The sequence below is a fragment of the Sporosarcina sp. FSL K6-6792 genome (assembly GCF_038004885.1).
Taxonomy (GTDB): Bacteria; Bacillota; Bacilli; order Bacillales_A; family Planococcaceae; genus Sporosarcina; species Sporosarcina psychrophila.
Window position 1 is genome coordinate 4,016,096 of sequence record NZ_JBBOSA010000001.1, and the last position, 25,353, is coordinate 4,041,448.

Annotated in this window: 24 protein-coding genes and 2 pseudogenes; 17 read left to right on the forward strand and 9 right to left on the reverse strand. The window is 42.6% G+C overall.

All coding sequences use genetic code 11. The features are described 5' to 3' along the window. Positions 1 to 299 precede the first annotated feature (299 nt). Both MKZ26_RS19250 and MKZ26_RS19255 read right to left on the reverse strand, forming a co-directional pair. Positions 300 to 1,466, reverse strand: coding sequence for a M20 metallopeptidase family protein (locus MKZ26_RS19250; protein WP_340767219.1), 1,167 nt, complete (start codon positions 1,464 to 1,466; stop codon positions 300 to 302). Between the two features lie 107 nt (positions 1,467 to 1,573). Continuing rightward, positions 1,574 to 2,083 (reverse strand): antibiotic biosynthesis monooxygenase family protein, encoded by a 510-nt coding sequence (locus tag MKZ26_RS19255; protein WP_340767220.1) that lies wholly within the window; start codon positions 2,081 to 2,083, stop codon positions 1,574 to 1,576. Between the two features lie 215 nt (positions 2,084 to 2,298). Here MKZ26_RS19255 and hemE point away from each other — a divergent pair, with 215 nt between their 5' ends. From hemE to MKZ26_RS19275, 4 genes are all read left to right on the forward strand, one after another. Next, positions 2,299 to 3,339 carry a uroporphyrinogen decarboxylase gene (gene hemE / locus MKZ26_RS19260; protein ID WP_340767221.1) on the forward strand — a complete coding sequence of 347 codons (1,041 nt, stop codon included), beginning with the start codon at positions 2,299 to 2,301 and terminating at the stop codon, positions 3,337 to 3,339. Between the two features lie 30 nt (positions 3,340 to 3,369). Then, positions 3,370 to 4,302: a ferrochelatase gene (gene hemH, locus MKZ26_RS19265; protein WP_340767222.1), complete on the forward strand. Its 933-nt coding sequence runs from the start codon at positions 3,370 to 3,372 to the stop codon at positions 4,300 to 4,302. A 27-nt stretch (positions 4,303 to 4,329) separates the two neighbouring features. Next, complete coding sequence (hemY, locus tag MKZ26_RS19270; RefSeq protein WP_338655473.1) at positions 4,330 to 5,757, forward strand: protoporphyrinogen oxidase; 1,428 nt, start codon at positions 4,330 to 4,332, stop codon at positions 5,755 to 5,757. Between the two features lie 83 nt (positions 5,758 to 5,840). Further along, positions 5,841 to 6,701: a glycerophosphodiester phosphodiesterase family protein gene (locus tag MKZ26_RS19275; RefSeq protein WP_340767223.1), complete on the forward strand. Its 861-nt coding sequence runs from the start codon at positions 5,841 to 5,843 to the stop codon at positions 6,699 to 6,701. A 100-nt stretch (positions 6,702 to 6,801) separates the two neighbouring features. Here MKZ26_RS19275 and yhfH (MKZ26_RS19280) read toward each other — a convergent pair whose 3' ends face one another. From yhfH (MKZ26_RS19280) to yhfH (MKZ26_RS19290), 3 genes are all read right to left on the reverse strand, one after another. Continuing rightward, complete coding sequence (gene yhfH / locus MKZ26_RS19280) at positions 6,802 to 6,927, reverse strand: protein YhfH (RefSeq protein ID WP_082786678.1); 126 nt, start codon at positions 6,925 to 6,927, stop codon at positions 6,802 to 6,804. Between the two features lie 78 nt (positions 6,928 to 7,005). After that, entirely contained in the window at positions 7,006 to 7,131 is a 126-nt protein-coding gene (gene yhfH, locus MKZ26_RS19285; protein WP_187045606.1) for a protein YhfH, read from the reverse strand. A 76-nt stretch (positions 7,132 to 7,207) separates the two neighbouring features. Next, positions 7,208 to 7,333 carry a protein YhfH gene (yhfH, locus tag MKZ26_RS19290; protein ID WP_187045605.1) on the reverse strand — a complete coding sequence of 42 codons (126 nt, stop codon included), beginning with the start codon at positions 7,331 to 7,333 and terminating at the stop codon, positions 7,208 to 7,210. A gap of 178 nt (positions 7,334 to 7,511) precedes the next feature. Here yhfH (MKZ26_RS19290) and MKZ26_RS19295 point away from each other — a divergent pair, with 178 nt between their 5' ends. The 6 genes from MKZ26_RS19295 to MKZ26_RS19320 all read left to right on the forward strand — a co-directional run bounded on the left by MKZ26_RS19295 (position 7,512) and on the right by MKZ26_RS19320 (position 15,373). Then, complete coding sequence (locus MKZ26_RS19295; protein ID WP_067212088.1) at positions 7,512 to 8,504, forward strand: lipoate--protein ligase; 993 nt, start codon at positions 7,512 to 7,514, stop codon at positions 8,502 to 8,504. A 579-nt stretch (positions 8,505 to 9,083) separates the two neighbouring features. Next, a complete protein-coding gene (locus MKZ26_RS19300; protein ID WP_067212085.1) occupies positions 9,084 to 9,788 on the forward strand; it encodes a response regulator transcription factor in 705 nt (234 codons plus the stop codon). Further along, a complete protein-coding gene (locus MKZ26_RS19305; protein WP_338655483.1) occupies positions 9,785 to 10,837 on the forward strand; it encodes a sensor histidine kinase in 1,053 nt (350 codons plus the stop codon). Before MKZ26_RS19300 ends, MKZ26_RS19305 begins: the two co-directional genes overlap by 4 nt. A 10-nt stretch (positions 10,838 to 10,847) precedes the next feature. Then, positions 10,848 to 11,570: an ABC transporter ATP-binding protein gene (locus tag MKZ26_RS19310; RefSeq protein WP_340767693.1), complete on the forward strand. Its 723-nt coding sequence runs from the start codon at positions 10,848 to 10,850 to the stop codon at positions 11,568 to 11,570. Next, positions 11,542 to 13,476 (forward strand): ABC transporter permease, encoded by a 1,935-nt coding sequence (locus MKZ26_RS19315; protein WP_340767224.1) that lies wholly within the window; start codon positions 11,542 to 11,544, stop codon positions 13,474 to 13,476. Before MKZ26_RS19310 ends, MKZ26_RS19315 begins: the two co-directional genes overlap by 29 nt. A 343-nt stretch (positions 13,477 to 13,819) precedes the next feature. After that, positions 13,820 to 15,373, forward strand: coding sequence for a fatty acid--CoA ligase family protein (locus MKZ26_RS19320; RefSeq protein ID WP_340767225.1), 1,554 nt, complete (start codon positions 13,820 to 13,822; stop codon positions 15,371 to 15,373). Between the two features lie 227 nt (positions 15,374 to 15,600). On the opposite strand, the gene MKZ26_RS19325 is transcribed toward MKZ26_RS19320, so the two are convergent. Next, positions 15,601 to 15,732, reverse strand: a complete 132-nt coding sequence (locus tag MKZ26_RS19325) for a hypothetical protein (protein ID WP_340767226.1) — start codon at positions 15,730 to 15,732, stop codon at positions 15,601 to 15,603. 465 nt (positions 15,733 to 16,197) lie between these two features. Between MKZ26_RS19325 and MKZ26_RS19330 the strand changes: the two genes are divergently transcribed. After that, a complete protein-coding gene (locus MKZ26_RS19330) occupies positions 16,198 to 16,566 on the forward strand; it encodes a hypothetical protein (RefSeq protein ID WP_340767227.1) in 369 nt (122 codons plus the stop codon). Positions 16,567 to 16,683: 117 nt separating this feature from the next. Here the strand turns inward: MKZ26_RS19330 and MKZ26_RS22410 are convergent. Then, a pseudogene (locus tag MKZ26_RS22410) lies at positions 16,684 to 16,764 on the reverse strand (hypothetical protein); the annotation flags it as partial. 278 nt (positions 16,765 to 17,042) lie between these two features. Then, positions 17,043 to 17,249, reverse strand: coding sequence for a hypothetical protein (locus MKZ26_RS19335; protein ID WP_340767228.1), 207 nt, complete (start codon positions 17,247 to 17,249; stop codon positions 17,043 to 17,045). An 822-nt stretch (positions 17,250 to 18,071) separates the two neighbouring features. On the opposite strand from MKZ26_RS19335, the gene MKZ26_RS19340 reads away from it, so the two are divergent. Continuing rightward, complete coding sequence (locus MKZ26_RS19340; protein WP_340767229.1) at positions 18,072 to 19,151, forward strand: CotH kinase family protein; 1,080 nt, start codon at positions 18,072 to 18,074, stop codon at positions 19,149 to 19,151. 526 nt (positions 19,152 to 19,677) lie between these two features. On the opposite strand, the gene MKZ26_RS19345 is transcribed toward MKZ26_RS19340, so the two are convergent. Beyond that, positions 19,678 to 20,559 carry a LysR family transcriptional regulator gene (locus MKZ26_RS19345; RefSeq protein WP_340767230.1) on the reverse strand — a complete coding sequence of 294 codons (882 nt, stop codon included), beginning with the start codon at positions 20,557 to 20,559 and terminating at the stop codon, positions 19,678 to 19,680. 249 nt (positions 20,560 to 20,808) lie between these two features. Between MKZ26_RS19345 and MKZ26_RS19350 the strand changes: the two genes are divergently transcribed. From MKZ26_RS19350 to MKZ26_RS22415, 5 genes and pseudogenes are all read left to right on the forward strand, one after another. Then, positions 20,809 to 21,780, forward strand: a complete 972-nt coding sequence (locus MKZ26_RS19350; protein ID WP_340767231.1) for a citrate/2-methylcitrate synthase — start codon at positions 20,809 to 20,811, stop codon at positions 21,778 to 21,780. Between the two features lie 193 nt (positions 21,781 to 21,973). Continuing rightward, positions 21,974 to 23,950 carry a S9 family peptidase gene (locus MKZ26_RS19355; protein WP_340767232.1) on the forward strand — a complete coding sequence of 659 codons (1,977 nt, stop codon included), beginning with the start codon at positions 21,974 to 21,976 and terminating at the stop codon, positions 23,948 to 23,950. A gap of 210 nt (positions 23,951 to 24,160) precedes the next feature. Next, complete coding sequence (locus MKZ26_RS19360) at positions 24,161 to 24,694, forward strand: DUF6932 family protein (protein ID WP_340767233.1); 534 nt, start codon at positions 24,161 to 24,163, stop codon at positions 24,692 to 24,694. Positions 24,695 to 24,710: 16 nt separating this feature from the next. Then, positions 24,711 to 25,148 carry a helix-turn-helix domain-containing protein gene (locus MKZ26_RS19365; protein ID WP_340767234.1) on the forward strand — a complete coding sequence of 146 codons (438 nt, stop codon included), beginning with the start codon at positions 24,711 to 24,713 and terminating at the stop codon, positions 25,146 to 25,148. 40 nt (positions 25,149 to 25,188) lie between these two features. Next, positions 25,189 to 25,344 (forward strand): annotated as a pseudogene (locus MKZ26_RS22415) (alpha/beta hydrolase family protein); the annotation flags it as partial. Positions 25,345 to 25,353: the final 9 nt, after the last annotated feature.

The following is a 25,353-nucleotide window of genomic DNA, read 5'->3' on the forward strand; positions in this document are numbered from 1 at the left end:
TCACATCCCTTTCCGACTATCTGTCTGTCGCTACCCTACGCAGTAGTCGTTCAGTCCAAACCGATCCGATCCGAAAACACCTGTACATAAGGCGTCTAGAGTTTTATCAAAATAGTAAGCAGTGAATAAAATAATCACCTACTAGACACACATGCCTTACGGTAGATATGCCGTGATTAGTTCGTCGAAAGCAAAAGGAAATGGTCCGGTGAAAATGGATTTTTCCAAGCTCTAGTCACCAGTATTTCATGTAAAAAAAAGGCCTTCTACTCCTAAATTTAAGAGGGAAGACCTTGGTTTTATAAATTTTGGAAATCGATAGCTGCAGCGCCGAGTGTTTTCGCTGCGAGAAGCATCGCATTTTCATCGATGTCGAATTTGGGGTGATGATGTGGATATGGGTTGTCAGGTTTTGCGCCAGTGAAGAAAAATGTACCAGGTACTTTTTCTAAATAATATGCAAAATCTTCGCCGCCCATTTGTGGTGTTGATTCAACGACTGATTCCACGCCAAGAATACCTTCCGCGACAGTCTTCAGAAATTCTGTTTCGGCTTTGTGATTGACAACAGCTGGATAGCCGCGTACATATTCGAAATCGATTGTACAGTCATTTGCAAGCGCAGTCCCGTCAACAACGCGTTTCATTTCGCGTTCCATCAAATGGCGAATGTCGGGGTTGAATGTCCGTACCGTACCGCCCAATTTTGCTGAATCGGCAATGACATTAAATGCGTTTTGTGCAACGAATGAACCGATAGATAACACTGCCGAGTCGATTGGATTGACGCGACGTGAAACAAGTTGCTGTAAATTCATCACGAGCTGTGCGCCAATAACGATAGCGTCTTTCGTTTGATGCGGAGCCGCACCGTGACCGCCTGCGCCTTGGATTTTAATGTCGAAACGGTCAGCCGCTGCCATTACAGGACCGGTCAAATATTCGATTGTACCTAAAGGTGTCAAAGACCATAGATGCGTTCCAAAAATGACATCAACCCCATCAAGGCAACCGTCTTCAATCATGGAAATTGCACCGCCTGGAGCAAATTCTTCTGCGTGTTGGTGGATGAAAACATAGTCGCCAGCGAGGTCTTCATGCAACTCATGAATGGCTTTTGCAAGCTGTAGAAGTGTAGCAGTGTGCCCATCGTGACCACAAGCATGCATGACGCCTGGAACAGTTGATTTATACGCTACATCCTTTTCATCTTGAATGGGTAGCGCGTCGAAATCTGCACGTAGTGCAACCGTCTTACCGGGTCTTCCACCCGAAACCCTTGCAACGACACCATTCCCGCCAACTCCTTTACGTACTTCAATACCAAGGTCAGCGTAAAAATCATGTATGTATTGCGCAGTTTTTTCTTCCTTAAAAGATAATTCAGGATTCATGTGAAGGTGGCGACGAATAACGACCATATCCTCATAAGCGCTATCGAGCTTTTCATACAATTGTTCTTTCAATGGACTGTTCCCCCTAAAAATTATCTAATTTGAATGTTGCTACTTCTATTATAGCAAACATTTGAGAGGGAACACTAAAACGCAACCCATAGTTCGGGTTGCGCGTTTTATATTTTATTTTTCGTCGTATAAGTCGTTACATACGGAGCGCTCGAGAAAATATGAAGCGAAGTATCGACGCCTGCTTCTGCATGATTTGAGGAGTGAGCCTTGTCGAAAGCAGATGAGTTTTCCCATCTTGTATAATGGGTGCTATCAGACCATTCTGTCAGAACGATATACGTGTCTGAATCGAGTGGGCGGAGCAAACGAAATGCGATAAATCCGAGTTCAAATTCAATAGCGCTCGTAAGTTCTGTAAAGCGATGCTCAAAAACTGGACGTCCTTCATCCGTGACGGGAATATTGTTGAAAACGAAATAACCGTTATCTTGCAGTGTTCCCGAGGAGCTAATGACTTCGTAACGGCGTGGTGTTTGGAACACAGTTTTACCTACCGTTTCATGCAGTAAAAGAGAATTACCGTGACCATGCATGGCAATCAAGCTTTCTGCCGCATATTTTTCTTTTAAACTTTCCATAAATTCAGGTGTACCCGATGTCATATAAATATTCATTTTCAAAAAAACCTCCTTGTAGTTCTTATTTATCTATTTTCCCCTATTTGAGAACTTAAAACAAACTTTGACAAAATGATGGCGAAAAAAGTAAGAAGTTAGCACAATTGTATGAATAACGGGGCTAAAAGCTATACTTTGCAAAGGGAAACGTCTATATTGAGTACGGATATGTAACACGGAAATAGTTAATTAAGAAAGTGGGAATAAACCAAATGACAAAATTCAATGATACACTTTTACGCGCTGCAAGAGGCGAGAAAATTGATCATACACCGGCTTGGTACATGAGGCAGGCAGGGCGTTCACAACCGGAATACCTAAAAATCAAGGAGAAATATTCTCTTGAAGAGATTACACACCAACCTGAACTTTGCGCATATGTAACAAAGCTTCCAGTTGATCAGTATAATGTCGACGCGGCAATTCTTTACAAAGACATCGTTACACCACTGCCGGGAATTGGTATTGATGTGAAAATAAAAGCGGGCATTGGTCCAGTTATCTCAAATCCAATCCGTACAGTTCAAGATGTCCATAATCTTGGCGATCTATCACCACAAGATGATATTCCTTTCGTTCTTGAAACGATTAAAATATTGACGAAGGAACAATTGAATGTTCCGCTTATCGGCTTTGCGGGGGCACCATTTACGCTTGCGAGTTATATGATTGAAGGCGGTCCATCGAAAAGCTACAACTTGACGAAATCATTCATGGTATCTGAGCCGGAAGCATGGTTCGCATTGATGGACAAACTAGCAGATATGACGATTACGTATATTACTGCACAAGTTAATGCGGGTGCAAAAGCAATTCAAATCTTTGATTCGTGGGTAGGGGCATTAAATGTATCTGATTATCGAATCTTCATCAAACCAGTTATGACGCGTATTTTCACAGAGCTGCGTAAATTGAACGTTCCACTAATCACATTCGGTGTCGGCGCAAGCCACTTGGCAAACGAATGGCATGACTTGCCTGTAGACGTTGTTGGTCTCGACTGGCGCCTGTCTATCAAAGAAGCAGGAGCTCGCGGTCTAACGAAGCCGTTGCAAGGGAATCTTGACCCGTCATTGCTACTTGCAGATTGGAGCATTATCGAAGAACGCGCGAAAGTAATCATCGAACAAGGCGTAGAGCATGGTAACCACATTTTCAACCTTGGTCATGGCGTGTTCCCTGATGTGAAACCAGCGACATTGAAAAGATTAACTGAATTTGTTCATGAATATAGTGCACAGCTGCGTAAATAACGTGCTGATCCAAACGAAGAGGTGAATGTTATGACAAAGAAACAAATGGGACTTTTAGTGATGGCTTATGGGACTCCGAATAAGGAAGAGGATATTGAATCGTATTATACGCATATCCGCCACGGTCGTCCGCCTGCACCCGAACAATTGGAGGACCTTCGCAATCGCTATGAGGCAATTGGCGGGATTTCTCCGCTTGCGCGAATTACTGAAGACCAAGCAAACGCGCTTTGCAACCGTCTGAATGAAGTACAGGATGACATTGAATTCAAGGTCTATATTGGATTGAAACATATTGCACCATTTATTGAGGATGCGGTAGAAAAAATGCATGAAGACGGGATAACAGAAGCGGTCTCAATCGTACTGGCACCGCATTTCTCGACGTTTTCTGTCAAGTCATACAATGGCCGCACGAAAGAAGAGGCTGACAAGCATGGTATCACAATTACTTCTGTCGAAAGCTGGTACAAACAGCCGAAGTTTATTGAATTCTGGACTGATCAAGTGCGCGGTACATTCGACAGCATGAGCGAAGAAGAGAGAGCGAAAGCATGTCTGATTGTTTCAGCGCATTCATTGCCGGAAAAAATCATCGCGAATGGTGATCCATATCCAGATCAGTTGAAAGAAACAGCTGAATTGATTGCAACAGCTGCTGGTGTGAAAAACTATGAACTAGGTTGGCAAAGTGCAGGGCAAACGCCTGAACCATGGCTTGGTCCCGACGTTCAAGATTTAACACGCGATTTGCATAATGAAAAAGGATATACAACATTTGTTTATACGCCAGTCGGATTTGTTTCCGACCATCTCGAAGTGCTTTTTGACAATGATTATGAGTGTAAAGTTGTATGTGATGAAATCGGTGCATCCTACTACCGTCCGGCAATGCCGAACATCGACCCACTCTTCATCGATGCGATGGTGGACGCGGTATTTGAAAAGATGAAAGAAGCTTAATATGGTTGAAAGAAAGTGATGATGGACATGAGCGGACAAAACAAGAAAGTCGTTATTGTCGGCGGAGGGATTACGGGCCTCTCCGCGGCATTTTATATGCAGAAAGAAGCGCGTGAAAAAGGCTTACCTCTAGATGTCATACTTGTCGAGGCGTCAAATCGACTTGGCGGCAAAATCCAGACAGTCCGGCGTAACGGTTTTATCATCGAGCGTGGTCCGGATTCATTTCTTATACGGAAAAAAAGCATGGGAATCCTTGCACAAGACCTTGGAATCGAAGGGGAGCTTGTGAAAAACGCGACAGGGCAAGCATACGTGCTTGTCGGTGGCGAGTTACATCCAATTCCAGGCGGTTCTGTTATGGGTATCCCGACAGAAATTGGTCCATTCTTGAAAACGGGACTGTTTTCGTTGTCAGGAAAATTGCGTGCAGCGGGCGATTTCGTCCTCCCACGCTCAAACATCAAAGGGGATCAGTCACTCGGTGGATTTTTCCGCAGACGTTTTGGCGGGGAAATTGTTGAGAACTTGATTGAACCGTTGTTATCTGGCGTTTACGCAGGCGATATTGACCACATGAGTTTGGAATCTACATTCCCGCAGTTCTACGCAGTGGAAAAGAAACATCGAAGTCTGATTCTCGGGATGAAAAAAACGACACCGAAACAACTCCCGCAGAAAGACGGACATGGCGCTAAGAAAGAAGGCGTTTTCCACACGTTCCGTAACGGACTTGAAACAATTGTTGAAGCAATTGAACAACAACTTGAACCAGGTTCCGTCATGAAAGGTGTTCGGATCGATGCAATTGAGGCGCCAGGAATGGTCGGAGAAAAGACTATACTTGAAATGAATGACGGCCGTAAAATCGAAGCAGATGCAGTTATACTTACAACTGGGCATGAGATGGCGGGTCGCTTATTTGCTCCGCACGGATTATTGCAAGATTTAAGAGAAATACCAACAACGTCTGTTGCGACAGTGGCACTTGCTTTTCCGGAGGAACATGTCGTACAGGACAAAGAAGGAACCGGTTTTCTTGTCTCAAGAAGCAGCGATTATTCAATCACGGCGTGCACGTGGACACACCGGAAATGGCCGACGACAACACCTGCTGGAAAAGTACTTATCCGGGCCTTCGTAGGTCGCGTAGGCGATGAAGCGATTGTTGATTTACCAGATGCTGAAATTGAGAAAATCGTTCTTGCTGATCTTGGCAGAGTTATGAATATAACAGGGAAACCGGATTTTACGGTTATTACCCGTTGGAAAAAAGACCGCCCGCAATACCGGGTTGGTCACAAACAGCGGATTGCAGCAGCCCGCGCAGAACTGGAATCGAAGTTCCCACAAGTAAAACTCGCCGGTGCCTCTTATAATGGAGTCGGATTACCCGATTGTATTGATCAGGGAAGAGCGGCAGTGAAAGAAGTATTGGAAGATTTATTTGACTGAAAAGATTCGCCCTCGGGTGGATTTTTTTTGTTGGAAAAAGGGTATAGAAGAAACATAGAAAGTTAACGAAAAGAGGAAGCAAAATGAAAAAGTATACATGGGGAATATTGTGTGCGGTGCTGTTATTGACAGGCTGTAGCAAAGGTGAAGCGGAAAACGGACCAATGCCAAGCGAAGATTTCCTCATTATCGCACATCGCGGCGCGTCAGCTTACGTGCCGGAAAACACACTTGCTTCTTTTGATTTGGCAGAAGAACTTGCTGCCGACTATATTGAACTTGATATTCATCTGACCAAAGACGGCCAACTTGCGGTTATGCATGACGCGGATGTATCTGGTACAACCGAAGCTAATGGCAAAATCGGTGGATTGACACTTAGTGAGCTGAAGGAGTTATCTGTTGACTTTCGGCACAAGGATGAAGACAAGAAAGCTGTAAATGGCCCATCAGAAGAATATGCAGTTCCTACACTGGGTGAAGTATTCGGTCAATTTGGGGACAATATGAATTTCATCATTGAGTTGAAAGATCCAGAAGACTATCCTGGGATCGAAGAAAAACTGGTTGATACATTGAAGCAATACGACATGATTGGGTTTGATAAAGATAGACATCCTAAAGTAGCAATCCAGTCATTCAGTAAAAAAGGATTAAAACGCGTTTACGAATTAAATCAAGATATCCCGCTTCTAAAACTCATTTCATTTGATGATGATGAAGAGGCGAAACTGTCAAAAAAAGAATTGGATGAGCTTTTGACATATGCATCTGGACTGGGAGTTAGTTATGAAGCACTAACGGTCCCATTTATAAAGAAAATGCATGAAAAAGGACTATCCGTTTATGCGTATACGATTATTGATGCTGAAACTGCATTAAAAATGATGGCCATCGGTGCAAATGGCATTCACACGGATCGTCCCGACATACTAGACAAATAAAAAGGTATATCTTTCTACAATCAAAAAACAGCCGAAGGAGTCTCTACGGCTGTTTTTAAAAAAAGTAAACGTTTCTCACCTGGAGCAGCGCTTTTCTAATTTACAGGATATTGCAGTCGTCACATTTGTTGCCGTAGCATTCATGCTGCTCTTCGATTTCTTTCCCGCAAACCGTGCAAACTTTAGCGGGTAGATTTTTGAAAAACTCAATTACATTTTCAAGCATATTTTATTCTCCCCTTCCTTATTTGTATTAGTACTAGGCTTAATATTAACGTTGTGATAGTACAGTATATGCAAAAGGTTATACGGTATTGCAGGCATCGCATTTATTGCCGTAACACTCATGTTGTTCTTCGATTTCATTGCCGCATGACGTACAAACTTTAGCAGGCAGGTTCTTAAAAAACTCAATTACGTTTTCAATCATCGCTAACATCCCCTATTTCACTGTATTAGTATTTGGTTTATTTTTTAATGTGTAATAGTACAGATTCTACAAAAAATTACAAGATGTTGCAGTTGTCACATTTGTTACTGTAGCATTCATGTTGCTCGTCGATTTCACTCCCGCATGATGTACAAGTTTTAGCAGGTAGATTTTTGAAAAACTCGATGACATTCTCAATCATATTTTCATTCTCCCCTTCCTAATTTGTACTACAACTAAATCTGTTATTAGTAGTGTATTATAACAGTGTGCTAGATGTCAACACATTTCACAATTTATTCTGAAAGTTGTAAGAGGAGGTCTTCTCTTCTTAAAGATGATAAAATGGGTGGGAAGCTATTAATGAGGAGCGATAAACTATGTATTTCATTGATAATAAAGGAATTACAGATCCGCATATCAACTTGGCGATAGAGGAATACGTCCTCAAGAATATGGATATCGACAAAGATTCGTTTTTGCTGTTCTATATTAACGAACCTTCTATCATCATCGGTAAAAATCAGAACACGATTGAAGAGATTGATACAGAATATGTGGAAGCAAATGGTATTCATGTTGTTAGACGATTGTCCGGCGGGGGAGCAGTCTACCACGATTTAGGCAACTTGAATTACAGTTTCCTAACAAAAGACGATGGCGAATCGTTCCGCAACTTCAAAAAAGTGACAGAGCCTGTCGTTCAGGCATTGGCAGAAATGGGTGTCAAAGCCGAGTTACTCGGCCGCAATGACATTCTTGTTGAGGGTCGTAAAGTTTCAGGGAACGCACAGTTTTCAACGAATGGTCGTATGTTTAGCCACGGAACATTGATGTTCGATACAGAAATAGAACGTGTTGTTTCAGCATTAAAAGTACGTAAAGATAAAATTGAATCAAAAGGGATTAAATCAATCCGTAGTCGTGTTGCGAATATTTCCGAATTCCTGAATGACTCAATGACAATTGAACAGTTCCGTATGGAAATACTGAAATCGATTTTTGGTGGAGAAGAAAAAATTCAGTATCTAGAGTTGACGGATGAAGATTGGACGAATATCCATAAGCTTTCTGCGGAGCGTTATGCAAACTGGGATTGGAATTACGGCAAATCACCGAAGTTCAATATGCAGCATTCACACAGGTTCCCAGTAGGCGGCATCGACGTCCGTATCCAAGTGAAAAAAGGAATCATGGAAGACGTCAACATTTTCGGCGACTTTTTCGGTGTCGGAGAAGTGACAGTTATCGAGGAAAGCTTGAAAGGTATCCAGTATGAAAGACAGGCAATTAGCGAAGCGCTCGCACCAATTGACATTCCGACATATCTAGGCGGTATTACGAAAGAAGAGTTCCTTCAATTGATTTATTGATGAAACTAGAAGCCTGACGATATGTCGGGCTTTTTCTTTTTGGATTAATTCTTCAAAGTGGAAGGATTGATCATATAGCTAGGCAAAGCGATCATATAAGTAGCCAAACGATCATATAGCTTGTCCACCCGATCAAATCAGCCGCCTAGCGATCATATAGCTTGTCCTACCGATCATATAAACCGCAAAGCGATCATATAGCTTATCCGCCCGATCATATAAGCAGGCAACCGATCATATAGCTTGTCCTACCGATCATATAAACCGCCAAGCGATCATATAGCTTGTCCAGCGATCAAATCAGCCGCTAAGCAATCATATAGCTTGTCCACCCGATCAAATCAGCCGCCAACTGATCATAAGCCTGTCTAACCGATCAAATCAGCCGCCAACCGATCATAAGCCTGTCTAACCAATCAAATCAGCCGCCGAACCGATCATATAGCCTGTCCAACCAATCATATAACCCAACCAACCAATCATAACCCCCACAAAAAACAACAACATTCCCAAAAACCTTCCAACCGCCGGGCCTGTTTTTACGCTATAATAAAGGGAAGTGTGAAAGGGGACTGACCTATGGAAAACCATCGTATATTCATAGTTGAAGATGATAAGAAAATCGCACAACTGTTAGCAGACACGCTCCGGAAATACCAATACGACGTTGCAATCGTCGAAGATTTTGACCAAGTTACTAAGGAAAGCCTCGCGTTTGATCCGCATCTCATTTTGCTTGATATCAATCTGCCTTCTTATGACGGCTATTATTGGTGCCGTCAGCTTCGTCAACATACAACTTGTCCTATCTTATTTATTTCTGCACGTTCAGGTGACATGGACCAAGTATTTGCGCTAGAAAATGGTGGAGATGATTTCATCACGAAACCATTCCATTATGAAATCGTCCTTGCTAAGATAAGAAGCCATTTACGTAGAACATTTGGCGAATACGCTCCTAACCAATCAGAACGGACCGTGAAAATTGGTGCACTTCATTTATATATCGAACGGATGGAACTGCATATTCGTGAAAATAGTGTACCCCTTCAGAAAAAAGAATGCGTCATCCTTGAGTTGCTGATGGATGCAGCGCCGAAAGTTGTGTCGCGGGAAAAACTGCTTGAAGAACTCTGGGATGATCAGTCATTTGTTGATGAAAATACATTAAATGTCAATATGACTAGAGTGCGTAAGAAACTGGCTGATTATGCTATTAAATCTTCAATCGAAACCGTGCGTGGCGCGGGATATCGCTTCTTATTAGCGCCGGAAGAATCATGAAAAAACTAAGCCTTTTTCTAAGAGAACATCTATCTTTCCTCGCTTTTCAACTAATTCTTATATTGTTCATTATGTTGCTGTATTGGTTGGATGGTTTCCGCAATTTCAACACGGCTATCTATTCAATCAGTATGAGTATGTTGTTGACCAGCGGCTATTTATTAGGGAAGTTTATTATGAGGCGTTCATTTTACGACGCAATCACGCGTAAGCCAGAAAAGATGGAAGATGCACTGATCCGATTTGCACAAGCTCCAGAGCATCGGCAAACGACTGAATTTACACGTGAATTGTACAGACTGTATCAAAACGAAGTGCAACGCTTATATGCAGCCCAACATCGGCAACTCCATTTTATGAACCAGTGGGTCCATCAGATGAAAACACCGATTTCCGTTATGGGACTTTTACTGCAGGAAAAAGATGACCTCGACCGTGACAGTATCACTGAAGAGGTTGAGAAAATACGGCGTGGGCTCGATTCGGTACTTGTCAATGCACGGCTCGAAACGTTTGAACAAGATATGCAAATCGAGCGCATTGATTTGAAAAAACTTGTACAAGAAATCGTGACGGAACATAAGCGGCTGTTCATCACCAATGGCGTATTCCCAGTTATTTCAATCGATGACAACTTCGTTGTTGCCACGGATGTGAAGTGGATGAAAATCGTCATCGGGCAGTTCATTACGAATGCGGTGAAATATACGTTCGACGAGGGAAAGAAAGTCCATTTAATAGCGTCTTGTACAGGGAATGGACTGAAATTGCAAATTCGAGATGAAGGGATTGGTATCCCATCTTCGGATTTGAAGCGAGTTACCAAGGCTTTCTTCACTGGTGAAAATGGTCGACTAACTGGCGAATCAACAGGAATGGGACTTTATATTGCATCAGAAGTATGCAATCGGTTAGGTCATCCACTGTCAATTGAATCTGAAAAAGGAATCGGGACAACGGTGACAGTACTATTTGAAAATGGAGAGGCAGGTGAGACGGGTGAATCGGAACACAATCGTGGAACTGACGGAAGTGACGAAAATTTATGAAGGAAAAGTGATGCACCGAGCGTTGAACCGTCTTGATTTTGAAGTGGAGGAAGGCGAGTTCGTCGCGGTCATGGGCCCTTCCGGAAGCGGAAAAACAACTTTGCTGAACTTGATTTCGACGATTACTTTACCGACATATGGACGCCTGATGATAAATGGAATCGAGCCAGAAGCGCTCAAACAAAACGACCTAGCATTATTTAGACGGCGCAATCTCGGCTTCGTTTTTCAAGATATTAATCTGCTTCAAATGCTGACAGTGGAAGAGAATCTCGTTTTACCGCTGACCCTTGATGGCTTATCAGTTCCTGAAATGGAAAGACGTATTGCAGAAACTGCAGCACGTCTTGATTTGATAGATATTCTAAAACGTAGGCCCGACGAATTATCGGGGGGACAAGCGCAACGAACTGCGATTGGGCGGGCACTTATTCATAAACCCAAAATCATTCTTGCTGATGAACCAACTGGTAATCTCGATTCGAAGTCCGCGAAAGATGTGCTCGAATTGCTAAGCCATATTAATAAAAGTGAAAAAACAACTGTCGTTATGGTGACGCATGATCCGATTGCCGCCAGTTATTGTGACCGTGTGCTATTCATCAAGGACGGCGAATTTTTCAATGAAATCTATAAAGATGAAAGACGTCAAACATTTTTTCAACGTATTTTGAACGTCTTGTCTCTTCTCGGGGGGAATGTCCATGACCTTTCGTCAATTCGCTTACCGTAATGTTATTCGAAATAGACGTGTTTACACTGCATTTTTCATGGCAAGCGTTTTCTCCGTTATGGTGTTTTTCCTTTATTCCATGTTGTTGTTTCATCCATCCATAGAAAATCGGTTTGTTCAAGAAATTGCCATAATGGGTATGGGAATCGCAGAAATTATTTTGTATATTTTCACTGTGTTTTTCCTGTTTTATTCAATGCGGGCATTTCTTCAGGCGAGGTCGAAGGAATTCGGCATTTTGCTGCATTTAGGGATGGCAAAGCGACAATTGAACCGCCTTATATTCATTGAGACAATGATTATAGGAACGGCATCTATTGTTGCGGGAACTATTCTTGGATTTATGTTTTCAAAATTCTTTTTTATGATTATACGGGAAATCGTTCTGTTGCCAGCTTTGCCCCTCTATTTATCATGGGAACCATTTGCACTGACAATTGGTGCTTTCATGAGTCTGTTTATAATCATTTCGTATGTGGCTCCGGTGTTCATTCGGACCGGTGAGGTGGCCGATCTCATACAAGGAGATGCAGGAAGTCGAGGGGCGTACGGCTATTCAAAAGCACGTGGCTATCTGGGATTACTGATTCTTGCATTGTCCTATATCCTGGCTGCATCGACAACGAATTCCGTCGTAACCGGCCTGATCTTTTTCTTGCCACCGCTTGCAACAATAGGGACTTTTTACTTTTTCACGGATTCCTTACCTTTGCTCCTTCACAAGCTTCGCAATCGAAAACGATTGTATTGGCATCATTTTTGGTTGCTGTCAATATCTGAAGGTGTCGTGCGGCTGCGTGAAAATGCGCGCATGTTTTTCATCGTGACAATCGTATCGACTGTAGCGTTCATGTCAGTTGGCATACTTGCATCGCTTACCTCGTTTGCTTCCCAGTACCATGAAATGCATCCGTTAGGTCTTGTTTACAAAAGTGAAACTAACAATGAACTTGAAAGGAAGCATATTACACAGCTCGTCGACGAACTGAAGGCAGAGCAGATTGATTATTCACTTGTTCGGTTCCAGGTGTTGGAACAGACTTCGACGTTTACCAAGAACCCCGTTGCGATACTGAAGCTATCCAATGTGAATATACTTGCTCAGTCGTTTGGTTATCAAGTTATTGACATGGAAAAGGGCGAAGCCGTTTTCCTACCACCTTCCGCTTCATCGTATGACCAGCTGAAGGATCGAACTGTGACAACGCTACTCAAAGAAAGTGATGTCCACGTTAAGATAGATGGGGCGTATCCTTATCATTTATTTTCTTCGTACTCGATTGCAATGAATGCGATCATATTAAATGATGCGGATTATGAAGTGGTACTCGAAAAGGGATTAACACAGGGGGATAAGTCATTTTCCTACTATGCATTCCATGTTCCCGATTGGCAAAAAACACAGGAAATTGGCTTGTCCATCGATGCCAAGGTTTCGGAATCATTTCTTGCGGGGGGATCCGATAATTTACTATATTCATTTGAAAATCCGGGCTTGAATTATTCGGTCATTCGCACGACATTTTCACTGTTATTGTTCATCGGATTACTTTTGGCGGCTGTATTTTTCCTGGCGGCAGGAAGTTTCATCTACTTCAGACTGTATACATCGCTCGAAAGTGATCGTAAACAGTTCGATGTTTTACGACGTATGGGAATCACGGATCGCGAGTTCAAGAAAATTGTCAATCGGCAATTAATCCCGCAGTTTTTCTTCCCATGGGGAGTTGCATTTGTTCATAGTTCATTTGCATTTCTGTCTTTACAAGTAATTTGGGATGCACTGGCGGAAATTTCAATTGTAAAAGAACTAGTTCTCGTACTTGTCGGATTTACGCTAATGCAAATCTTTTATTTCTATTTAATCCGCTGGCGCTATCTTGCGCATATTAAAGCATCGGCGTGACGTTCTGCACGATGCAAATCATACAACGGAGAGGGGTGAACTACATCCCTCTTTATTGGCGTATCCGCTTTTTGAATGTCTAGCTCCAGCGGCCAGATGCTCGGGTCACAAGTCATTTTGCTGTGGGGGCTGAGGTACGCCTCCTCGCAAACTGTCTTGTGCCTGTCGCGGGCCTGCAGGATGCAGGTCATGCAGCCATTGCCACAGGAAGTGGCGAACTTAGGCTGCGTTCCCTTAAACGGCCGCCTTCCGCTTTTCTCGTCTTGATTTATCAGAACTTTTCTTATATAATGATTATAGTGGGAATGAATGATCATTCATTTAATCAAAAGGGGATGAACTTATGAATCTAGTTACGCGAGTACACGAAACTGCAATGACACAGCCTGAAAAAGCGGCTTATCACTTTATGGGGAAGGATACATCATATGCAGAATTCGATCAATCGGTATCCATGTTCGCATCTGCACTGCAAGACCTTGGCGTTGGCAAAGGGGATCACGTCGCATTTTTGCTTGGCAATACACCTCATTTCCTTATATCGCTTTACGCGACAATGCGCATTGGTGCAACAGCAATTCCGGTCAATCCAATTTACACGCCAGACGAAATTTCGTATATCATACATAACAGTGATGCGAAAGCAGTTATCGCGCTTGACCTTCTGCTGCCACTTGTTGAACAGGCTGCGGGCGCATTCCCGACTGTTGAGCATTATGTAATTTGCGAAACGGTTCCGGAAACACCAGAGAAAATCGCTGCACTTCCGGCTGCAGTGAAGTCGAAAGTCCGTTCATTCACACAACTGATTGCTACAGGAAGACCAAATCAGGAACCCGTTATTGTTGATGAAAATGAAACCGCTATCATTCTGTATACATCAGGTACGACGGGGCAACCAAAAGGCGCGATGCTGACACATGGTAACCTGTATTCAAACGCGCGCGATGTGGCGGATTACTTGGATTTCACGGAAGATGACCGTGTTGTAGCGACGCTGCCGGTATTCCATGTCTTCGCGCTTACAGTCGTTGTCAATGCGCCACTAGTAAAAGGTGCAACGATTTTATTGCTACCGCGATTTAGTCCGGCAGAGGTATTTAAAGTCGTGAAAGAACAGCAGGCGACTATTTTCGCAGCTGTACCAACAATGTACAATTTCTTATACCAGTACCCAGACGCTGATCCGAGCGATTTCAAATCAGTTCGAACTACAATTTCTGGGGGATCATCATTACCGGTCGCATTGCTGCATAATTTCGAAGAGAAATTCAATGTAAGGGTTTCTGAAGGATACGGCTTGTCTGAAGCATCACCTGTTACATGCTTTAATCCGACTGACCGCGAGCGTATTCCAGGTTCAATCGGAACGAATATCATCAATGTCGAAAACAAAGTCGTTGATGAATTGGGCAATGAAGTACCAGATGGGGAAGTCGGCGAATTAATCGTACGCGGACCGAACGTCATGAAAGGCTATTACAAAATGCCTGAAGAAACGGAGTCCGCTATCCGCAATGGCTGGTTGTACACGGGGGACATGGCGAAACGCGACGAAAATGGCTATTTCTACATCGTTGACCGTAAAAAGGATCTTGTTATCGTCGGAGGCTATAACGTTTATCCACGTGAAGTTGAAGAAGTATTATTCGCTCACCGTGACATCATTGAAGCGGCAGTCATTGGCTTACCTGATCCCGATTTCGGTGAAGAGGTCCATGCATTTGTTGTCTTAAAAGAGGGTGTCAAAGAGGACAAAGAAGCGTTGATCGCATACTGTGCGGCTCGTTTGGCGAAATATAAGGTACCAAAACAAATCGAGTTTTTAGATGAACTGCCGAAAAACACGACTGGTAAAATATTGAGACGGTCATTGAAAGACCAAGTGAAAATCTAACTAGATAGGCCTCTCCGGGTTGTTGACGGGGAGGTCTTTTAGTGGTGAGTAAGTTGTAAAATAAAAAAGGGCTAGTCCCAGCAAGCCGCTCAATTGCGACTTACGGGGTAGCCCATAATCCTTTTAAAATCCGAAGTTACACCCGCAAGAACGGTGCTTGCGGTGGCAATGTTGATGATTAGAATTCCTACACTGGTCACAACCAGTATCAGGTCTCCAAACACGACTTACTCCGGTATGTCTGAATGTGATTGTACACGTATTTTGCGGTCTGTTTTCTGAACAGCATTGCGAATGACTGTGCTGTGGTTTGTGCGAACGACACCCGCATCTGCAATCGTTACCATGTTTACCGACATTTTGGTTATTATTCATTGGAAAAGAAGACATACCCTTACCTCCTTTCATCTTTATTAAGAGAAAGAAAGCGGATAACTATTCTTTATATAAGAATCATATCGCTGTTATATATACGAAAAATAAAGAACTACATTGAATTCGCTACGGCTACCCCTCCCCCTTGTAAGGTAACTTCGCTCAGTTTATATAGATATTCACATATACAGTAACTAATCTTTCCCTCACCTTAAATTATGTGGCTGTCCCACAAATGACAGGGACAAACGTTTATAGTGTAAAAATAAATAACGTTGGAATGTAGACGATAACGAAAATCCCTCTCAATAGAAAGGGGTTTTCGTTACACTTCATTTAGTTGCAAGAATTGCTATGAATGCAAGTGCTAAGGTGATTAATTAGTAGCCACCACAGCAAGGACGCCGCTTTTGGCAAGTCTGCTGTTTTTTACAACAAGGACGTCGCTTTTGGCAAGTCTGCTGTTTTTTGCAGCAAGGACGTCGCTTTTCGCAAGTCTGCTGTTTTTTGCAGCAAGGACGTTGCTTTTCGCAAGTTTGCCGTTTTTTACAGCAAGTGCGTCGTTTTACGCAAGTACGTTTCTTGTCGCAAGTATTGTGTTTCTTCGAGCTAGAACGTTTCTTGTCGCAAGAGCGTCGCTTGTTGCTTGGAAGTATTGGACCAAAGACTGTACGTTTCTTGTCGCAAGTATTATGTTTTTTCCAACAAGAACGGCGCTTATTGCTTGTGCAATGTCTGCTGCTAGTGCGGCGTTTACTGCTTGTGCAATGTCTGCTGCTAGTGCGGCGTTTACTGCTTGTGCAATGTCTGCTGCTTGAACGGCGTTTACTGCTTGTGCAATGTCTGCTGCTTGAACGGCGTTTACTGCTTGTGCAATGTCTGCTGCTTGAACAACGTTTACTGCTTGTGCAATGTTTGTTACTTGACGGCTCTTGGAACATAAAGTTGTCTAACCCCAAGCTTACCACCTTATTAATCGCTTTTTGAATGTCATCGTTACTTAAAAATTGAGACACGTTAAACCTCCTTTTTTTTGTAGATAAAGAATGAAGACTTGCTCATATTCCATTTACGGATTGCTTCAAATCCTTACTCTCCACTTAATGTACGTTTACGTTCACTAAGTGTCCGAGACAAACGCACACACTTCGAGAAATAATTAGAAGTGGGCGGGAAGTGAGTCAATTCTTAAAAGATAAGAAATAAAACCTTTAAAACTTAGATGAGCTTCATAAGTCAAACCAGCTAAGTGGAAAAACTCATAGTTTCACTGGAACCATGCCCTGCACTATATTTAGTACTTGTTATTTCTCCTTCTATTTGGTCGCTTGCCGGAATCATGTTGATCCTTGTTAGAAATTGTTTGATTTTGAGAAGTGTTTCTATATTTGTTAGCATTGTTCTGTTTATCACGAGGATCCTGAGACATTAAGTTGTCTAACCCTAAGCGATCAGTTCTTTTCTTTACTTTTTGTATTTCATTATCAAAAAATAGCGACATGTCCGCCCTCCTTTTTCGCTTATTGGGAGAAAGTACCACGCAATCCTTCCTCTCTCCTTAAAGTACGCGGTTGTACCAAGAGGGTTAGAGACAAATGCTTGCACTTGAAAAATAATTACTATTATGTTGAACAAATGAATACGGCTTATGCGCTTTATAAGGGCTTTTGGGAAGCCACTGAAAAAGTCCCAATGCTTGGAATGAATTAGAAATCCTACGAATATCGCTTCGGCTACCACGAAGTCGCGCCTGCGCTGGATGGTCTATTTGAGATGGCGCATTTCATTATCGGGGATGAGACCCACAACCTGGTGTGCTATAAATCGATCGAATGTGATCAACGAATGTCCCGATGCATGAGGAATAAATTAGAACTCCTACGAATATCGCTTCGACGCTTTGTGGACGCCTCCCGCGATAAGCCAGAAAGAAGACCGCTTTCAGTCTTATCGCTCCGGCTACCACGAAGTCGCGCCTGCGCTGGATGGTCTATGTGAGAAAGCGGATTGTGGATTTTTTGAATATAGTTATGTATGTTGAATCCGGTATATATTCTGAGCGAAGGCGCCTTAACGGCGGGAGGCATCCCCTAGCGCCGTAGCGGTTCAATGGAATTTTTTATTTCAACATATATAGTGTCAACTAGTAATCACAGTATAATCTCGGTATATACATCCCAAATTACAACTCTTTCATTATCGAGAACCACAGCAGATTCAATGGGATTTTTTAATTCAACATATATGGTGAGAGTAACATCGAGCATTTGAATACATACGTATAGTATAAAAGTGAAGGGATAGAATTCACGTGGATATTGACATGGAGGTACCTGAGTATCAGCTTTTTATTCACCCTAACTTTGTAAGCGAGCTTCGGAAAGATGTTTGGATGGATGATCCAGTTTCCGCAAAATTGACGATTAATAAAAAGAAATATGAGATTGATATTGTCTATCGTGGTTCCCATATTCGGGAGTTACGAAAGAAATCATATCAGCTCTCATTTTACAAACCGAGCATATATAGAAAGGCAAAAGAATTTCATTTGAATGCGGAATTTAAAGATCCATCATTGTTGAGAAATAAATTGTCTTTTGATTTTTTTAATGAGATTGGCTGCTTATCACCTAACTCTCGTTTCGTTTTTGTGAAACTGAACGGGAAAAACGAGGGTATATATTTAGAAATAGAATCAGTGGATGAATTTTTTCTAGCGAATCGGCAGCTACCAGAAGGACCGATCTATTATGCGGTCGATGGGGATGCAAACTTTTCATTAATGAGTAATCTTGATAAAGAAGTAAAGAAATCACTCACGTTAGGCTATGAAAAAAAATGTGTCACAGAGCAAGGTGATAATCAGTTACAAGAAATGATCGTTAACATCAACACCGTTCCAAGAGAAGAATTTGAGCATGAAATCGTAAAGTATGTGAACGTAGATAAGTATCTACGCTGGCTCGCCGGGGTTATTTTCACCCAAAACTTCGATGGATTCGTTCATAACTATGCACTTTATCGTAATGGGGAGACGGGTTTGTTTGAAGTTATCCCATGGGATTACGATGCGACATGGGGAAGAGATGTCAATGGTGAAAGCATGCGAGAAGACTATTTGAGAATCGAAGGATTTAATACATTAACCGCAAGGATTCTTGATGTGAAAACTTTTCGGATGCAATACAAGAACCTATTAGAAGAGATTTTAAACAGTAAGTTTAATGTGGAGTATATGAAACCTAAAATACAAGCAATGCATAATCTAATAAGGCCCTATGTTCTAAAGGATCCGTATGAAAAAGGCAATATAGCCGTATTTGATCAAGAACCGGATTTCATATTGGCCTATATTGAGGCTAGGGGAAACTATATAAGGAGCCAATTGGACACATTGGATTAGGCGGCAATACGAAAAACCCATAAAATAATGGGAAGCTCTTAGATGGCAATGCTGAACAAGTCGTGAAACGTTTTGGGGGAAGAGGAAATTATTAATGTGCGCTGGGAATCAGAGAGGAATTAGAAACAGTGGAGTAAATTTGATAGCAACATTAAAACAGTGGTGTCTTTTCATATGAAAAGCTGCCGCTGTTTTTGTGTGTAAATAATGGGTAGCGGTGATAACGGGGTTGATGCCGGTGATAATCGAAGCCATGGCGGTGATAACAGGCCCGATGGCGGTGATAAATGAACCCAAGGCGGTGATAACGATTCGTTAGATATACGATACAATAAAGTCAGTTATGAATTGGCATACTGCTTGGAGTAAATGTGGTGAATTGTTATTCATCTTTTTTTTTGCTGGTACACGTGAAAGTTTTTAGGAAGATTAAAAAACCTCTATTAAATCTTCCCCGTGGATATAACATCAAATGACCGGCTATATAATTAACCCCTTTCCAACGCGGAGAGGGGTTAATTATTCATTATCTAAAATAATAATTAGAAATCTGATTGATAAATTCCTCTTCAAGCTCTCCTTTCTTTTTCACCAGTATATATGTCGAAACGGTAGGTAATTCGAATAGGTCAAAATGTGGCTGCATAAGTCTACCTTCAATCAGTTCACGCCGAACGATGGAATGAGGGAGGAACGAGACGCCTAATCCTTCCTGGATGAACCGTTTTGCAATGTGCGCCTGTGTGACTTTCATCGTCCGTATGCCAGGAATGCGTTTATTGAGAGTGAAAAGTAAGTCGTCCCAATAGACGGGGTGATGATGCGTAAATAAGTAGTTTTTCTGTAGTTCTTCAGAAATGTCAATAGGTGGGCCGCTTTCCTCATCGTATGGATCCGTAGGCATGATGAATAAAATAGGATCTTTGTAAATCAGGATTGATTCAATGTTTTTGAACGTAGCATCGAGTGCTGAAATACCAAGATGCACATCACCATTGTCGACCAGTTGCTCAATCATTTCCGATTCTTCGATGCGAATAGATAGTTCGACTTCGGGATGACGCTCTATGAATGTCCGTAATAAATAGGGTAAGATTGTTTCGGCCATTAATGGTGAAATAGCGATGGTCCAATTGCGGCGATAGCCTTGCGAAAACGCATGCATCCGACTCACACTAGCGTCCGCGTCCTTAGTAAGTCGAACAGCTTCAAGATAAAAAAACTTACCGGCATCGGACAAAGTGACGCGGTTGTTTAGTCTATCAAAAAGTTTAGTACCAAGTTGTTCCTCTAAAAGGCGAATATGCACGGTTACGCTTGGTTGGGATAGCATTAATTTCTCGGAAGCTTTACGGAAATTTAAGGTCTCAGCGGCGACAATAAATGTTTTGAGCCATTGATAATCCATTAAGTGACCTCCTTTTGATTAATAATACTAATTGATTTGATGAAAAACATTCAATTTCCATAATTACACCTTCGCCTTATACTAAAGAAAAGAAGGAGGAATAATCATGTTTCAAAAAGGGTTGAAAGATGTTATTGCGGTACACACGAAAATCGCGTCGGTCGATGGAGAACAAGGGGAATTGCGATATCGGGGTGTTTCTAAAGCGACCTCATAGCGACGCATTCATTTGAAGAAGTAGCATATTTTATGTGGACTGGCGTGTTGCCGGGAGAAAGTGAACTTTGTATATTGAATGAAAAACTGATTGCGGGAAGAGAACTCCCTCTACATGTTGTGAAGATTATTGATGCACTTCCTACAGATATGCCACTGATGGATGCGATGCGAACGGCGGTTTCCGCTTATGGACACCTAGCGTTTAAGGATGAAATAATCGAGGATCAGGCCCTTGTTTTGACAGCGGCGCTTCCAGTGATTATTGCGCGCCATTATCGAAATCAACAAGGACGATCAATCGTCGAAGCGGATCCGACTTTATCGCACACAGCGAATTATTTGTGGATGCTGACGGGCGTTCTTCCAAATGACGTACAAGTCGAGGCGCTCGAAACGTATTTGAAATTAACGATGGAACACGGATTGAACGCGTCGACTTTTGCGGCACGAGTCACCATTTCTACTGAATCGGATTTGACATCTGCAATCACTTCGGCAATCGGAACGATGAAAGGTCCGTTACATGGAGGCGCGCCATCGGGTGTCATTGATTTGTTGGAGGAGATGGAAACGCCGGGAAATATCCGTCCAGTCATTGAGACTAAAATGAAACGCGGGGAACGCATCATGGGATTCGGCCACCGAATTTATAAAACGGAAGATCCTCGGTCAGTTCTTTTGAGAGATAAATGCATCAGTATGTCGGGGAAAGATGACTGGTTGGACTTGGCGACAGCAGCTGAAAAAGAAATCATATCTTTGCTGGAAGAGTATAAGCCGGGCCGGAAATTGTATACGAACGTCGAATATTATGCCGCAGCTATCATGCGTTCAATCGAAATGCCGCCGGAACTCTTCACACCGACATTTAGTGCAGCAAGAATCGTCGGCTGGACAGCGCATGCGATTGAACAGTTAAGTGATAACACCATCTTCCGACCACAATCGGTGTATGTAGGCGAAATGATAGTTTTGGATGAGGGGTTTCATGTGGGGAGATGATTGTGTCGTGATAGTTTGGTGTTGCCCTAACGGTTTTGAAGTTAGCCGTGAGAGTTTGATGACTTGCCCCCATAGCTCCACACCAGATCTCCTTCGCCACACGAGGAGATCATTTTTTTATCCCCATGAAAAAAGGGAAACTGTTACGAATGTCGAAATAAGTAGATAGAGAAGAAATAAGGGGGAATTAGCAATGGAAAAACGTAAACTGGAAGTAGCTGACCTATTTAAATTACAGTCTGTGACGGATCCGCAATTAGCGCCGAATGGCAAGGAAGCGGTGTTTGTAAAAACGCATATTGATGAGGAAGACAATAAATATATAGCGAATTTATTTCACGTAGATCTGGAATCGAACGAAGTGACGCAGTGGACGCATGGCAAAAGTACGATTTCATCACCGGAATGGTCTGCCGATGGGAAACAAATCGCCTTTTTATCGGACCGGGAAGAGAAGAACCAGTTGTTCATCCTACAGGCAAGAGGTGGGGAAGCACAGAAAGTAACCACATTTGAAAAAGGCGTTTCGGGTTTCCTTTGGTCGCCGTGCGGCAAGAAAATTTGGGTGGACGCAGTCGTGAAAGAAGGCAAGACGTTTACAGATAAAGAAGAAAAGGACGAAAAGAAAAAGCCACAGCCGTACCGCGCCACGAAAATGAAATACCAGATGGACGGGGCGGGCTTGTTACCACAAGATACGTACAAACAAATCGGCCTAGTCGACATCGAAACGGGAGAGGTAACGCAGTTCACTGAGGGGAATTTCCAGCATGGATTGCAAGCCATATCGCATGATGGCAAGAAATTAATTATCGGCGTCAACCGAAAGGATAATTTTGATTTCGAGTTCCGTCAACCACTAGTTATTGTAGACGTTGAAACGAAAGAAGAAACGGTTCTTGTCGATGAAGAGGGCTATTTCGGCGGCGCCCAATTTTCCTTTGATGACCGTTACATCGCATACGTTGGTTCAGACCGGACATTCGAAAATGCGACGCACAGCAGTTTGTACGTCTATGACACGGAAGACGGTATGCGCATGAATTTGACGGAAAGCATCGACGCACCGGTTGGGGATGCAGCAGTTGCGGATCATCAGCAAGGGGCGGGTGCACCGTCAGCAGTTTGGACAAAGGACAACTATCTCTATTTCCAACTGTCGACAATGGGCGATATCCGTCTGTACTTTGCGTCACTCGAAGGCGAGTTATATCCCGCAACACCTGAAAATGAGCATGTATATGGCTATGATATTTCAGCCGACGGCGAGTTCGCACTTGTTGCAATCAGCAATGCAGTCAACCCGGGAGAGCTATATAAACAGACAATCGCAACAGGCGAACGACAAGCCATCACTTCATTCAACGATACGTATTTGCAGGAGGTTGAACTTGTTGAACCGGAAGCGATCGTCTATAAAGGGGCTACAAATTGGGACGTGCATGGTTGGCTAATGAAACCGGCGGGCTACGTTGAAGGGACTAACTATCCGCTAATCGTTGAAATTCATGGCGGTCCACATGCAATGTATGCAAATACGTTTTTCCATGAGTTACAACTATTGGCGGTGCAAGGATACGGGGTCCTCTACGTTAATCCACGCGGAAGCCATGGCTATAGCCAGGAATTCGTAGATGCAGTACGAGGAGATTACGGCGGCGGAGATTATGAAGATATTATGGCTGGCCTTGACTACGTTATTAAAGAAAACAGCTGGATCGATACGAATCGACTTGGCGTAACAGGCGGGAGCTACGGCGGTTTCATGACGAACTGGATCGTTGGCCATTCAGATCGTTTCAAAGCAGCTGTCACGCAACGTTCGATTTCGAACTGGATTAGTTTCTTTGGCGTATCCGATATCGGTTACTACTTCAGCGATTGGCAAATCGGCGCTGACATGACGGACGTTGACAAGCTGTGGGAACATTCCCCGCTGAAATATGCGAAACACGTTGAGACTCCGCTGTTAATTTTACACTCGGAAAAAGATTTCCGTTGCCCGATTGAACAAGCAGAGCAGCTATACATCACATTAAAAAGCATGGGGAAAGAAACGGAATTTGTCCGCTTCCCAGATGCAAATCATAACTTATCACGCACGGGTACACCGAACTTGCGCATTGCAAGGTTGGATGAGATAACAGGCTGGTTCGCGAAATATCTATAAACAGAATCAGGAATGAAGAAAAACCAATGCCTCCGTTAAAAAAGGAGGGCATTGGTTTTTTCTGAAGAACACCTATAAGTGGCTACTAGCTAGTTAAGTGTATTGCACATTCCTTTTTAATAATGAATGGCCATGTTAAGATTAAAATAACATATTTGTTAAGTTATCAAACGCGTTATTTTTGAATATACTAAAAGGAGAAATCAAATCATGAAATTTAACGAGGAAGGTCTGTTACCTCCAAAAGACTATGAATTAACGTTAAACGAACTGAGGGCATCCATTCTTGTCAAGGGATCACAAAATGAGAATCCGTGGGATATGAAATGGCGATTGTTTTTGGTCAACCAGTTGGAAATCCTGGCTGAACAGCTTTGGGTGGTGGGAATTAATCAAATTTATATTGACGGGTCATTTGTAGAGGATAAAGCCCATCCCAATGACATCGATGGTTATTTTGAATGTGAGTTAATGGACTTGGCATCGGGGGAATTGGAACGTAAATTAAACGCCTTAGATCCTTATAAAGTTTGGACTTGGGATAGTAGTAGTCGAAAACCTTATCGTGGTTTTACTAAAAAGCAATTGCCAATGTGGCATCGCTATCGTGTAGAGTTATATCCTCATTTCGGTCAGCCATCCGGCATTCGAGATGAACATGGAAATCAACAGCAGTTTCCAGCCGCATTTAGAAAAACAAGGGACTCTTATCTACCAAAAGGTATTGTGAAAATCATTCAATAATGGAGGTGTAAGAACTATGATTAAAACAGAAACAGCCTATAAAAAATCGCTTGAAAAACTTCAAGAGGATAAGTTATTCATTCGAGACCAAAAAAAAGTGTTAGAAGACATGGGGTTAACGGGAGAACAAGTGGAAAAAGCATTGCAACCTTCCATTACCTTCCATGAGCAATTGAAGGAGGAAGTCGTTTATTATGAACGAATTCGGAGAGGTGAATTTGAACCCATCATCAATCTTCACAATTTGGGCAAATCATTAATTGCTTATCGGATTTACGTGGGTCTAAGCCAGCAAGAACTTGCTGATCGCTTAGGTGTATCTGCTTCCCAAGTATCGAGAGATGAACGAAACGAATATTATGGGGCTACGTTAGAACGAGTTCAAGAAGTAATGGAGGCCATGCGTATGGTGGCTAAAATGGAGATTCAGTCTGAGGATTTGTTATTGGCGTGAGATTTCCCAGCGCACAGGCACTCACACAATTCGAATCGTTTCAGAGCAGCTATACAACACATTAAAAAGCCTGGGGAAAGAAACGGAATTTGTCCGCTTCCCAGATGCAAATCATAATTTATCGCGTACGGGTACACCGAACCTGCGCATTGCAAGGTTAGACGAGATAACAGGCTGGTTCGCGAAATATTTATAATTGATTCGG